Origin of the sequence: uncultured Nonlabens sp., assembly GCF_947495285.1 — a bacterium.
Taxonomy (GTDB): domain Bacteria; phylum Bacteroidota; class Bacteroidia; order Flavobacteriales; family Flavobacteriaceae; genus Nonlabens.
On the sequence record NZ_CANLXZ010000001.1, the window covers coordinates 21,683 to 35,163 of the forward strand.

Here is a 13,481-nt window from a genome sequence, read left to right on the forward strand (position 1 = left end):
TAATAAAAACCCTGTCACTACAACGTTGTATAAGATAGTTTTTAGATTTCTTTAAAATTCGTCATTTATATTTACATAAAAATTACCTTATGATTGAAGTAAGAGAGGCAGTAAAAGAAGATTTCCCTAGAGTCCTTGAGCTTATTACAGAGCTTGCTGTTTTTGAAAAAGAGCCCGATGCGGTAGATATTACTATAAAAGATCTAGAAGAGAATGGGCTAGGTGAATCTAGTTTATTTAAATGTTTTGTAGGTTTACATAAAGGCCAGATAGAAGGGATAAGTTTGTGTTATCCACGTTTCTCAACCTGGAAGGGTAAAACCATTCATCTAGAAGATTTAATTGTTACAGAAAAAATGAGAGGTAAAGGTCTAGGTAAAGCGCTGTATGATAAGGTAATGCGCTATGCTTATGATCAACATGCAGGACGTGTGGAATGGGTAGTCTTAGACTGGAATACTAACGCTATAGAATTTTATGAAAAGTCTGGAGCTACTATAGATAAAGAATGGTACCTAGCTCAAATGGATAAAAAATCATTAAAAGCTTATATTAATAAATAGATGAGGATATTTAAATTTGGTGGTGCGTCTGTTAAAGATGCCTCATTAGTGCGCAACGTTTTAAATGTATTACAAACTACAGGTATAGAGGATTTAGGTATAGTGGTGTCTGCAATGGGAAAAACTACTAATGCTCTAGAGACTATTATTGCGACTTATCAAAATAATGATACTAGATATCTTTCTCTTATTGACGATTTACATAACCGACATTTAAAAATTATAGAAGATCTACAGTTGCCAGTATCATGTATGCAAGATTTATGGTTGTCACGCTTTCGCGAAAGCGGAATTAAAAAAGACATCAAATCGATTATAGAATCTCTTAAAGGTGAAATGCTGCGCAACAAGAGTAAAAATTATAGTTTTCTATACGATCAAGTCGTGTGTCATGGAGAGTTGCTTTCTACAAGAATAGTTGCTGCTTTTATGAATGCTTGCGGTATTCCTATGGTATGGAAAGACGCCAGGCAATTGATAAAAACAGACCATAAATACCGTGATGCTGGTGTGGACTGGAAAGAAAGTGAAAAGTTAATATCTCAATCCTGTAAGGGGCAGTTATTTATAACTCAAGGTTTTATAGGGTCAGATGATAATGGTTTTACTACCACGCTGGGTAGAGAAGGTAGTGATTATACAGCTGCTATTCTTGCCTACTGTCTTAATGCAAAAAACGTGACTATATGGAAAGATGTCCCTGGTGTTCTCAATGCAGATCCTAGAGTTTTTAAAAACACCGTTTTACTTAATAAAGTACCTTATAACGAGGCGGTAGAATTAGCCTTCTACGGTGCGTCTGTGATACACCCTAAAACATTACAACCATTACAAAGTAAGAAAATACCACTTTATGTAAAATCTTTTATAAACCCTACAAATGAAGGTACAGTAATTACGTCTGTTGAGACTATAGAGCCTTTAATACCTTGTTACATTGTGAAAAAAGAAATGATTTTTCTTAAGATTTCTTCTAGAAACTTCAGTTTTATAGGAGAGAATAACATATCTGATATTTTTCAAGAATTAAGCGTTCATAAAATGCAGGTAGGGCTGTTGCAAAATAGTGCAATTAGTTTTTCTATTTGCCTAGAAGATAAATATCATAAAATTAATGACCTAGTTAGTGACCTAGAATCGCGTTATAAAGTTAGTTATGTAGAAGGTGTATCGCTTTATACTGTAAGACACTACGACGGAGATTCTGTAGAAATAATAGAGTCAGATAAAGAAGTTTTACTCAAACAGCGTGCGCAAGAAACACTTCAGTTGATCGTTAAGGAATAGTCGGTTTACATTTATCTTATATTTGTAGACTTATTACTTTACTAACCAACTTTTATGGGAATTGTTAATGCAAAAGAGGTAGCCAAAGCTATCCAAATAGATAAGTACGGCTTTCTAGGAACTCTAGGTGGCTGGTCACTTATGAAGTTATTGCGCATATCTACTCTTAATAAGTTGTACAATAGACACAAGGATAAAAGTTCTACGGTGTTTTTAAATGCACTTATAGAAGATTTACAAATTGAATTTGAAATTCCCGAAGAAGATTTAAGACGTATTCCTAAAACTGGTGGGTTTATAACTATTTCTAATCACCCACTAGGTGGAGTAGATGGTATTCTACTTTTAAAACTTCTTTTAGAACGTAGGCCAGATTATAAAATAATAGCAAATTTTTTATTGCACCGTATAGAGCCATTAAAGCCTTATATAATGCCAGTAAACCCATTTGAAGATCATAAGGATGCAAAGTCTAGTACAGCTGGTTTTATGCAGGCCATAAGGCATTTAAAAAATGATTTACCGCTGGGAATTTTTCCTGCAGGTGAGGTTTCTACTTATAAAGACGGTAAACTTATGGTAGATAAAAAGTGGGAAGAAAGCGCTATGAAATTAGTTCAAAGAGCTGGAGTGCCTGTTATTCCTATCTATTTTCATGCAAAAAACAGTCGGTTATTTTACAGACTCGCAAAATTATCTTCCATTTTTAGAACCGCAAAATTACCGTCAGAAGTTTTATCACAAAAACGACGCGTGATTAAAGTGAGAATAGGAAACCCTATTTCTGTTAAAGCACAAAAAGAACACATTACTCTAGAAAATTTTACAGACTTTTTACGCAAGAAAACGTATATGCTCTCTAAGGCATATGATAAGCAAACAAAGAAGTTAACCGATATTCCTAAGACTATTAAACTGCCTAAAACGCCTAAAAAAATCATTGATACGATAGATCAAAATGCGATGATCAAAGAGGTGGAAAAATTGCGTAAAAATGGCGAGAAAAGACTACTGGAATCTAAGAATTACGAAGTTTTCTTAGCTAGAAAAAAGGATATACCTAACATTCTTAAGGAATTAGGTAGGCTGAGAGAAATTACATTTAGAGCCATAGGAGAAGGGACTAATAATGCTACAGATCTAGATCTATATGATGAGTACTATCATCAAATGTTTTTATGGGATCGCGATGCAAACCGTATAGCAGGTGCATACCGCATGGGTATGGGTAGTGAGATAAGTAAAGCTTATGGACTAGAAGGTTTTTATCTTAATGAGTTATTTAAATTTGAACCAGAGTTGTATAAAATGATGAGCGAGTCCATAGAAATGGGACGTGCATTTATTATAAAAGAATACCAGTTAAAACCTATGCCTTTATTCCTTTTATGGAAAGGAATCGTACACTGTACTCTTAGATTTCCAGAACATAAATATTTAATAGGTGGTGTAAGTATTAGTAATAAGTTTTCTAATTTTTCTAAATCATTGATGATAGAGTTTATGAAAAGTAATTACTATGACCCTTATGTGGCACAGTACATTACACCAAAAAAGGAGTTCAAAGTAAAGTTGCAAGATGCCGATAAGGATTTTATATTTGACGAGAGCGCGGCCGATCTTAATAAATTTGACAAAATCATAGACGAGCTAGAGCCTAACGAGTTAAGATTACCAGTATTAATAAAGAAGTATGTAAAACAAAATGCAAAAGTCGTAGCATTTAACGTAGATCCCTTATTTAATAATGCAGTAGATGGATTGATGTATATACGTATAGCAGATTTACCAGAGAGCACTGTAAAACCAGTCTTAGAAGAATTTCAGGCAGAGATGGAGACTAAGTATTTTTCTAAACAGGATGAGGATAAAATAGAAGATGAATCTTAAACTGAATTATATTTTGACTTTCAAATTTTTATTGTTTTTAATTTTACCACTTTCTCTTAGTGCACAGCAAATAAAAGGAACCGTTTATGACGCTGTGACTCATGAGGCTCTTGAGTCGGTAAACGTTTATTTTTCTGGAACATCAAAAGGTACCATCACTGATTTTGATGGAAATTTTGAAATTCCTTATTATGTTAATACTCAAAGTACTTTTACAATAAGTTTATTAGGTTATGTCTCTCAATCTTTTAAAGACCCTCTACATACAGATTTTTCTAACATAAGATTACAACCCAAAGTAGGAGAATTACCAGCTGTATTTCTTAATCCAGATCCGTGGAGTAGAGAGAAGAAAGAGAAATATTTTGTAAAGCAATTTTTAGGAACCACATTAATTGCAAAACAATGTTCTATTCTTAATCTCGATAAAATTAAGATGAGGTTTAATCCATCTACTGGTAAAATGATAGCTTTTGCTCAAGAACCTATACGGATAGAAAATAGAGATTTAAATTATCTGGTAACATATGATTTAACCGATTTTGAGATTACGTTTGAAAGTATAAGCTTAGAGAATGTACAAATCATGGGCGATTTTGAAGCTCCTACTCATAGAATGGTATCTTCTTTCTTTGTAGGTAGTGCCTTTTTTAAGGAGCTAGATGAGAGTAAAGCTAATAAAGGCTGGGTAAAACGCCACCGCAGGCGAGCTTATAAAGTCTCAGAGGTGCGATTGTTTAAATTAATGGCTTCAGGAGAATTTGAAAAAGAAGGATATAAGTTGTTCTTTAAAAGAAAAAAGGTGGATTTTGATAACCATATTAGAAGTAGGAAACATGGTAATAGTTACATCCTAGATTTTAGAGAGAGCCAGTACGATATAATGGACTCTAAAAATTTTCAATCTGCGATATATTTAGAAGAACCTAAATTAATCGTTTCTGAACCTGGTAATGTAATTAACTACCATGTACTTAAAATAGGCGGTTTTATATCTTATTTAAAGGTGTCTGGGATGCTGCCTTTAGATTACGAATTAAAGTAATTTATACTTTCTTTATTTTATTTTGCAGGTGATTTTCTGTAAACTCTATACAGTAATTTTGTAATTCTTTACGGCTAGCCTTAAAAGACTTCTTTATTTCCTTTTCACTACCTTTAATTGTGTCTAGGCTATCCATTTCTAAATGAAATATTTGAGCTTTTTTGGCAGTTTTAACAGCTAGTTCATTTGCTTTTCTAGAAAAAGTAAAGATGTAATCAAAGGTGATTTCTTCTATATCCTCAAAACTCTTTCTAGATTTTTCTACAGGTATACCTAGAGAATCCATAACCTTAAGGGTCATCTTGTTTATAGGTAAAGGTTTTAAACCAGCACTAACTACTTTGGTCTTATTGGAACTGTAATAGTCTAAAAAACCCTGAGCCATAGGTCCTAATGTAGAGTTAGTGGTACTAAGAACTAATATTTTTAAAGCCATGTATTGAACATTATAACCTCTGGTAGTTGTAATGTTAAGGCAAAGTTATGACCATTAATTCGAGCATACAAAAAAAGGCCTTAAACTTAACATTTAAGACCTTACTTATCTGTTAATCAACAATTTTTAAAACCAGCCTTTTTTACCTACTTGATAGGTTTGATAAAACTCTTCATCTGATTTTGTAAGGTAAATAATACCCTCTATAAGTCCTATAACTCCTGGAACCCAAACAAATAACATGCCTACAAAAAAACATGAGGTTATGAGACCAACTAGTGTGATAGCAGCTAGTATAATCCCTTCTTGATTGTATCCTAATATAAATTTATGTATTCCAAAACCTCCAAGTAGAATCCCTAATATTCCAGCAAGCATTTTCTTGTTCTCCTGATTATTCATAGTTTGATTAAAACTTTGTTGAAAGTCCTTTGCGCTTTCTCTTGCTCCTTGAGATGCTTGATTAAAAGCTTCCTTTGCAGACTCTGCTGCGTCATCAAAACTGTTTTTTGAACTATCGTTACCTTCTGTACTCATGTTTTTTTTTTTTGATTAGTTTGTGTAAATGTATGTTATTTTTCAAATAGATGCTCATGGATCAGTTTCCAACGTTTTACTTTACGACCATCACATTCTATAATCTAGCAAAACTTCCCGTAATCAAATTCTAGAATATCACCTGTTATTTCAACATCGTTTTCTCTCAGCTTGCTTATTAATAATGAATTCTTGTTTTCCAGACTTAGAGTAATTGCTTTATTCCTATGTTAGTCGTTTTTTAATTAGATAGACATTATTTGCCTTCTAGAGTGTGCATCTATGATAGTCTATCGGTAGGATTACATACTTTTCTTACCATGCTTAAGTTAATTCTGTATCCATAGGTTTAAAAAACATACCATCTGTTCTTGTTAATTTTTAAGCTGTCTTGTGATTTGCTATTATTTTATCGGCTATAACTTCTGCTAGTTTATACTTAGACTCTACAGTCCACCCTGCCACATGCGGACTTAAAAGAACATTTTCCATTTCTAGCAGTTCTTTAAATGCTTGAGGTATTTCACTGTCGCGAAAAAGAGATTCAAAAGAACCCTTCTCATACTCTAATACATCTAACCCTGCAGCTAGAATTTTATTTGTTTTTAATCCAGCTACTAGATCTACCGTAACCACAGATTTACCTCTAGCGGTATTAATTAAATAAAAAGGCTTTTTAAAAGCAGCCATAAAAGCTGCGTCTATCATATTTACAGTAAGTGGTGTTTGAGGTGTATGTAAACTTAACACGTCTGACTGTTCTTGTAATTCTTTAAGAGTGACCTGCTTGCAATTCTTATCTCCTACATTTTGCTTAATGTCATAGCAAATTACGTTACAGTCAAAGCCAGAGAGTTTTTTTGCAAATGCTTTTCCCATATTACCATAACCTATAAGGCCTACCGTTTTACCATCCAGTTCTACACCACGATTTTCTTCTCTATGCCATAAACCAGAGCGTACCTCTTTATCTCCTTTGTTTAAGTGATTAAATAAAGAGAGTAACATACCTAGAGCGTGTTCTCCTACGGCATTTCTATTTCCCTCTGGTGCGTTATAACATGTGATGTTGTTAGCTGCCGTATAATCTAGATCTATGTTTTCTAGTCCAGCACCTACGCGGCCTATGCATTTCAAATGTGTTGCAGCACTTAAAAATTCACGATCTATGGGGAAACGACTGCGTACTATAATGCCATCATAGGTATCGATAACTTTCATGATTTCTTTCTTTGAAGAAGTAAAGTCATAGTGATTTTCAAATCCAGCCTCTTCTAGCTTTTTTGCTAGAATATCATGGTTACTATCCAGGTGGAGTATTTTCATAAGAAGTTATTAATTAAGATCAAGGCAATTAAAATAAGGTTTGACATCAAGTGTCTCGCGATAGATTATCAAACTTCTACCATATTTAGTTCCCTTTCAAAGTCGTATTGAAGATCTTCATGCAAGGTGGAGATACGAGTTCGTATTAATATAATTTGTCTAGCCATTAAATCTCTCATGGTTTTACTGCGCATGACCTGTGGGTGTGTCTCGCGCATTAAACGACAGAAATGTATAAGCACAGCAACCTCTGTTTCTTTACTACCAGAATAGCGTACATATTTTTTTGCTTCCCGCAGTATTTTGCGCACACCTTTTTGTAGGCGATAATTGTTAGAAGTGTTAAGTGCTGTAAACATAGTGTCCATTAATGTTTTTACATTTACTACATAATCATCTTCATCATTAGATTCAAAAAGCAAATAGGAGAGTAGTTCTTTGTTTTCTTTTTTAAATCTAGAAAGGCGCAAGATTATCTTCATCAGGTCATCTTCAGACCTGAATTTAAGTTCTTCTTTTAATTCTTTTACAGTTGCCGTTTTCATAAAGTGAAGATAAGTAATGGATGCTACTTTTTACTTAATCTTATGCTAGAAATACTTTTTGATCTTTTGGGTCTCGTTTTCGCAATAGCGCAATAAAAATCTATAATCTAGATACCTATTATAGCCTTTGCAATCATAAAATAGATGAGAATTCCAAATATGTCATTACTGGTAGTGATAAATGGGCCAGTTGCTAGTGCTGGGTCTATCCCTCTTTTATGCAATGCAAGCGGTACAAATGTGCCTACTAGACCGGCAACTATAATAACAACAAAAAGTGATGTGGATATGGCTATAGATGTGAACATCTCACCCTTAGTAGCAAATGTATAAGCAAATAAAAGTATAGCGAGTATGACTCCATTTAACATCGCGAGAAGAACTTCTTTAATTAATCGGTTACCTATACTTCCTTTAAGGTCGTCGTTTGCAATACCTTGTACGATAATTGCGCTAGACTGTACGCCTACATTACCTGCCATCGCAGCGATTAATGGAGTAAAGAAAAATAGAACAGCGTGTTTTTCAAATATGTCTTCAAAACCACCCATAATAGCTGCAGCACCTATACCACCTAGAAGTCCTAGAACGAGCCAGGGTAGTCGTGCTTTAGTCAGTTCCCAGATGCTATCGTTAGCCTCTACGTCTTGTGATATACCACTGGCTAGTTGGTAATCTTTTTCAGCTTCTTCTGTAATAAAATCTACAATATCATCTATGGTAATGCGACCTACTAGTCGGTCTAACTCATCAACAACAGGTATGGCTTCTAGGTCATACTTACGCATAATGCGTGACACTTCTTCTCCTGGGGTGTTTACAGTTACAAAATCTACTTTGGGAATATAAACGTCTTTTATAGGTGTGTCTTCCTTACTAGTTAGTAGATCTTTTAAAGATAGTCTTCCTTTCAGTTTATTATGGTTGTCTACTACATATATAGAGTGCACACGTGTTACATTTTCTGCTTGTGCACGCATTTCACTTACACAGCCAGTAACGCTCCAGTTCTCATTAACTCGGACTAATTCTTTGGCCATAAGTCCACCGGCACTGTTTTCTTCATAGCGCAATAGATCTACTATGTCCTCAGCATGTTGCTCGTCTAGGAGCTCATTGATTACAGATTGTGCTACGTCTTCAGATAGTTCATTAAGAATATCTGCCGCATCATCGGTATCCATTTCTTCTAGTTCTCCAGCGATTTCTTTAGGAGATAATGCGTTAAGAATGCGGTCTCTTTGTGCCTCGTCTAGCTCCATGAGAGCTTCAGACGTTTTTTCAGAATCTAGTAATTTTACTATAAAGACGGCATCTTCTAGATTAAGTTCATCTATAATCTCTGCTATGTCTGCAAAGTGTAGTTCTTCTAGAATGTATTCTAGCTTTTTACTATCACTGACTTCAATAAGTGATTTTACTTCTTCTAGAAAGTCTTTAGTGATGTTAAATGGCATGATTTTTACTTAAGCGAGCAAAGATAAATTTTTGAATAGGAGTAGGTGTTGTTTTTTACAAATTTGTAGGAATTATGACTCTAGTGCCTCAATTTCTTGAACTAATTCTACAAACATGGGTACACTTATCTGTTCTGGACGTAGGTTGAAGATCTCTTTTTCTCGCATGCCGTCTGGTAAATTCATTGTTTTTAATGAATTTCTTAAGGTCTTGCGACGTTGTTGAAAAGCTAGTTTTACTACCTGACGCAACTTTGCATAAGAACATGGTAGTTGATCATAATCTTCTTTACGTGTTAAAAGCAATACACCACTGTCCACTCTAGGTGGTGGGTTAAACACCTCTGGACCAACAGTAAAAATATACTCTGCATGATAGTAGGCCTGTGCAAGAACAGATAGAATACCATAGGTTTTTGAACCGTGTGGTGCGCAAATACGTTGTGCTACTTCTTTTTGAAACATACCACCGAATTCTGGAATGTGCTCTCTGTTCTCGATAGTTTTAAATACAATTTGTGTACTTATGTTGTAAGGGAAATTACCTATAATGGCATAGGAGCGATCTCCATAAATATCTGACAGATCTTTCTTAAGGAAATCTGCTTCTATTACGGCAAATGTTTTATCGTTTACCAGGCCAGCATGTTCTATAGGAAAACTGGTGGTTAAATATTCTACAGACTCACTGTCCAGTTCTAGAGCAGTGACTTTAATGTTTTTTCTCAGGACATGTTTAGTAAGTACACCGGTTCCTGGTCCTATTTCTAGTACTTGATCGTATCCTTTATATGTTAAACAGTCGGCAATACGCACAGCAACAGTGTCATCTTTAAGAAAGTGCTGTCCTAAGTGTTTCTTTGCAGTAACACCTTTGTCTTGAGATGTGTATTTAGGTTTATATTTTGCCAATGTTTTTCTGTTTGAATATGTTTTTAATGGATTTCAACAACTGCCTTTAGTTTCTACGCACGTTATATTCATCTATTAACTCTAGCTCTGTTCTAAAGGAGAGAACCTGTTCTCCAAATTTACGGATGCCTTCTTTTCTCAATGCTGCAGCATGATTTTCATAGTAATCTAATAATGCTTCTTTACTGTTTGCTTTATACTGGATAGAAAAAGTACTGTGACCATCCTTATCCTCAACGAGAACTCTTGTAAATCTAGCGTCCATAAATAATCCTGTTCCTAGAACTTGGGCAATATGTTCTCTAATCCATGGTATCCATTCTGGTTCTAATGATGAATGCATGTTATAAGTGACATTATATATGATCATAAATCTATTTGATTTTTATACTTAAAAAGCTTTTTCGTTTTCATCACCACGCAATCTACGATAACGTCTGCGGGCATCTACAAAGTGAATGCTGTCTGGGTGTGAAAATATTATTTTTTCAAAAAGCTCCTTTGCTTTTAGTGGGTTTTCTAGTTGTTCTTGATATAATAGACCTAGTCTATAAATAGCGTCGTCTGCTAGAATGCCGTCGTTGTAATTATCGATTATAAGCTGGTAGTTAGCTCTAGCTTTTTCAAAATTGCTGTCTATTTCATAAAGCTGTGCTTGTTTTAATAGGGCTTCATCTTCTATAGGGTCTCCTTTGTGATCTAGCAGTAATTGATCGTAAAGTGTTAAGGCCTCAGATCTTTTATTCTGGTATTGTTTTAATTCCGCTTTCGCGAAAGCTTTTAACGCAACAAACGTCGTGTCTTCTACAGAATGGTCTGCAATAGTCAGACTTAATTCCATAGCGTCGTTTGCAATTAATTTACTAGCAGCGCTGCGCAATACTTTTAATTGAGTCAGACTCCAAGGGAAATCACCCTGATAATAGCTGGTACGTGCTACTTTAAATTGAGATTCTTGAGCACGCAGGTCGTTAGGTAAGTCATTTTGCACCTGACTGTAAAATATAAGTGCTCTGTTAAATTGCTCTTGTAGAACGAGTATATCGGCAAGAAGTATTTTTACATCTGCTTTTTGAAATTTACTTAAATTAGTTTTTTCTAGAGCTATTAATAAATCGCTAGCGGTCTGAGGCTCGTTAATTTTAAAAGCTAGAAAATTTGCATAGTCCAGTTGTAGTTTAAAAGTTTCTTTGTCCCTACCATATAGGTTGAGTAGGTTTTCATAACCTAATTTAATCGATTCAAACTCTTGAGCGGTTGCGGCGTCTGCACGTAATTTAATTTTTAAACTTTGAGCGATGTATTTAGTACTTATAGATTGTGTCTCTGCAATCATGTAATCAAGAATGTCCTCTGCAGCTTCTAGATCATTTTCATCTATAGCCGTGACTACAAGGTTTTTGAGATTATCCATATTGGATTCTTCACGTTTATAAATAGCTTTTTCTTGAATAAAAGCTTTTTTAAAATCCTTTTGTTGCACAAATAACCAAGATAGTAATTGATTATAAATAGGGTCTGGATTTTCTCGCAGGCGCAATAAAAGCACTTTCCTTAAAAGCTTATTACCTTCACTGTCTGCGTTATCTGTAACATATTGAGCAAAAACGGCTTGTGCTCTAGAGCGGTAAACAGCATTTTGCTCTATTAAGGTCACGTTAGTGTCGAACATCTTTTCTAGATCTCCTTGTTCCCCATATAATTTAGCTAGTTGATAATTGTAATTAAGTTTATCGTCGAGAGCCATTCCTTTTTCATAGGACCATATAGCTTCTTCTAGCTCATTGCGTTTTTGAAATCTATGGGCTATTTGATAGGTGAGTTTAGGTAAAGAGTCTATGACATCAATCGCTTTTTGATAATAATTAGTTGCGATACTGTCGTTGCCTTGTAAAGTCGCATTATAGCCACGCTCTATGTAAAATTGTTCTTTACGAGGTGTTTTTTCTTGTGCTATATCTATAATAGAATCTACACTAGAGTAACGTTCTAGCTGCTGGTATACTTCAATAAGCGCAAACACATTTCTGGGATTGCGCTTATTTTTTGCGTATATTTTTTGATAGATTTTTAAGGCCTTGTTATATTCACCTTGATCCATGTAGTTTTCGGCAAGCTTAGAGTCTTGAGCAAAACTGCAGGTGTAAAAAAACGCTGTGAAAACTATAAAAAGGTAACGCATAAGGTCATAAAGTTAATCTATCATATCAAAACCACAATAAGGAATCAATACTTTAGGGATTTTTATACCACTTTCTACTTGAAAGTTTTCTAGAATACTGGCAAGAATACGTGGTAATGCTAGTGAACTTCCATTCAAGGTATGTGCTAGTTCTGTTCCTTTTTCTCCTGTTCTATAACGCAATTTTAAACGATTTGCCTGAAAGGTTTTAAAGTTAGAAACACTACTTACCTCTAGCCATTTATCCTGGGCTGTGCTATATACCTCAAAATCATAAGTTAGAGTAGAGGTAAAGCCTAGATCACCACCACAAAGGCGTAAAATGCGATAAGGTAACTCTAGCTCTTCTAGTATTTCCTGTACATGTGACACCATGTGTTCTAGTGCTTTATCACTATTTTCTGGATGCTCGATACGTAAAATCTCTACTTTATCAAACTGGTGCAAACGGTTAAGACCTCTTACATCACTACCATAACTACCAGCCTCACGACGGAAACATGGCGTATAACCAGTCATTTTAATAGGAAAATCTTTATGGTCCAAAATACGGTCTCTATACATATTAGTTATAGGTACCTCTCCAGTCGGGATTAAATAAAGGTCGTCCACACCTACGTGGTACATCTGTCCTTCTTTATCTGGTAACTGCCCTGTTCCATAACCACTAGCTTCATTTACAAGATGCGGTACTTGCATCTCTTCATATCCTGCAGCGGTATTTTTATCTAGAAAATAGTTAATTAACGCGCGTTGTAAACGAGCACCTTTCTTCTTATAAACAGGGAATCCAGCGCCGGTGATTTTATTACCTAGTTCAAAGTCTATGATATCATGATCTTTTACTAGTTCCCAGTGTGGTTTTGCACCGTCATGTAAAGTGGGTATTTCTCCATGTTGAGAGATGACCTCGTTATCTTCGTCACTGTTACCAGCAGGAACGCTGTCCTGCGGTATGTTAGGAATGGTGTATAAAATGTTTTGTAATTCTTCTACAGCAGTATTTAATTGTTCACCTATTTCTTTGGATGATTCTTTTAAACCAGATGTTTGCGATTTCAATTCATTTGCCTCAGCACCTTTTCCAGATTTAAATAAATCTCCTATTTCTTTAGAAAGTTTATTGCTTTTTGCAAGAATTTCATCTAGTTGCCCTTGCAGGTTACGTCTGTTTTCATCTACAGCAATAGCGCTTTCTAATAAAGAAAGTGCATCGATGTTTCTCTTTTGCAATGCGATTGCAAACGCGTCTTTGTTTTCACGTATTTCTGCTATTTGTAGCATGTGATCTTATTTAAAGT

13 protein-coding genes are annotated in these 13,481 nt (G+C 34.9%); 4 read left to right on the forward strand and 9 right to left on the reverse strand.

Translation table 11 applies throughout. The features are described 5' to 3' along the window. Positions 1–89 precede the first annotated feature (89 nt). The 4 genes from Q0838_RS00095 to Q0838_RS00110 are packed head-to-tail and all read left to right on the forward strand — an operon-like array spanning position 90 to position 4,785. A complete protein-coding gene (locus Q0838_RS00095) occupies positions 90–563 on the forward strand; it encodes a GNAT family N-acetyltransferase (protein WP_298949890.1) in 474 nt (157 codons plus the stop codon). Next, on the forward strand, positions 564–1,850 hold the full coding sequence (locus tag Q0838_RS00100) for an aspartate kinase (RefSeq protein WP_298949893.1): 1,287 nt from the start codon (positions 564–566) through the stop codon (positions 1,848–1,850). Positions 1,851–1,904: 54 nt separating this feature from the next. Continuing rightward, complete coding sequence (locus tag Q0838_RS00105; protein WP_298949896.1) at positions 1,905–3,740, forward strand: lysophospholipid acyltransferase family protein; 1,836 nt, start codon at positions 1,905–1,907, stop codon at positions 3,738–3,740. A gap of 13 nt (positions 3,741–3,753) precedes the next feature. Then, positions 3,754–4,785 carry a carboxypeptidase-like regulatory domain-containing protein gene (locus Q0838_RS00110; RefSeq protein ID WP_298949899.1) on the forward strand — a complete coding sequence of 344 codons (1,032 nt, stop codon included), beginning with the start codon at positions 3,754–3,756 and terminating at the stop codon, positions 4,783–4,785. A 1-nt stretch (position 4,786) separates the two neighbouring features. Here the strand turns inward: Q0838_RS00110 and Q0838_RS00115 are convergent, their stop codons facing one another. The 9 genes from Q0838_RS00115 to serS form a co-directional block, all read right to left on the reverse strand. Continuing rightward, positions 4,787–5,221, reverse strand: coding sequence for a hypothetical protein (locus tag Q0838_RS00115; protein ID WP_298949902.1), 435 nt, complete (start codon positions 5,219–5,221; stop codon positions 4,787–4,789). 126 nt (positions 5,222–5,347) lie between these two features. Then, positions 5,348–5,758, reverse strand: a complete 411-nt coding sequence (locus Q0838_RS00120; protein ID WP_298949904.1) for a TM2 domain-containing protein — start codon at positions 5,756–5,758, stop codon at positions 5,348–5,350. 381 nt (positions 5,759–6,139) lie between these two features. Further along, positions 6,140–7,084 (reverse strand): 2-hydroxyacid dehydrogenase, encoded by a 945-nt coding sequence (locus Q0838_RS00125; RefSeq protein ID WP_298949907.1) that lies wholly within the window; start codon positions 7,082–7,084, stop codon positions 6,140–6,142. Between the two features lie 68 nt (positions 7,085–7,152). Beyond that, on the reverse strand, positions 7,153–7,629 hold the full coding sequence (locus Q0838_RS00130; protein ID WP_298949910.1) for a hypothetical protein: 477 nt from the start codon (positions 7,627–7,629) through the stop codon (positions 7,153–7,155). A gap of 107 nt (positions 7,630–7,736) precedes the next feature. Continuing rightward, a complete protein-coding gene (gene mgtE / locus Q0838_RS00135) occupies positions 7,737–9,086 on the reverse strand; it encodes a magnesium transporter (RefSeq protein ID WP_298949912.1) in 1,350 nt (449 codons plus the stop codon). A 72-nt stretch (positions 9,087–9,158) separates the two neighbouring features. After that, positions 9,159–9,998 (reverse strand): 16S rRNA (adenine(1518)-N(6)/adenine(1519)-N(6))-dimethyltransferase RsmA, encoded by an 840-nt coding sequence (rsmA, locus tag Q0838_RS00140; protein ID WP_298949914.1) that lies wholly within the window; start codon positions 9,996–9,998, stop codon positions 9,159–9,161. A 46-nt stretch (positions 9,999–10,044) separates the two neighbouring features. Then, complete coding sequence (locus Q0838_RS00145) at positions 10,045–10,368, reverse strand: DUF4286 family protein (RefSeq protein ID WP_298949916.1); 324 nt, start codon at positions 10,366–10,368, stop codon at positions 10,045–10,047. Between the two features lie 21 nt (positions 10,369–10,389). Further along, a complete protein-coding gene (locus tag Q0838_RS00150; RefSeq protein ID WP_298949919.1) occupies positions 10,390–12,180 on the reverse strand; it encodes a tetratricopeptide repeat protein in 1,791 nt (596 codons plus the stop codon). Positions 12,181–12,192: 12 nt separating this feature from the next. Then, a complete protein-coding gene (gene serS, locus Q0838_RS00155; protein WP_298949921.1) occupies positions 12,193–13,464 on the reverse strand; it encodes a serine--tRNA ligase in 1,272 nt (423 codons plus the stop codon). Positions 13,465–13,481: the final 17 nt, after the last annotated feature.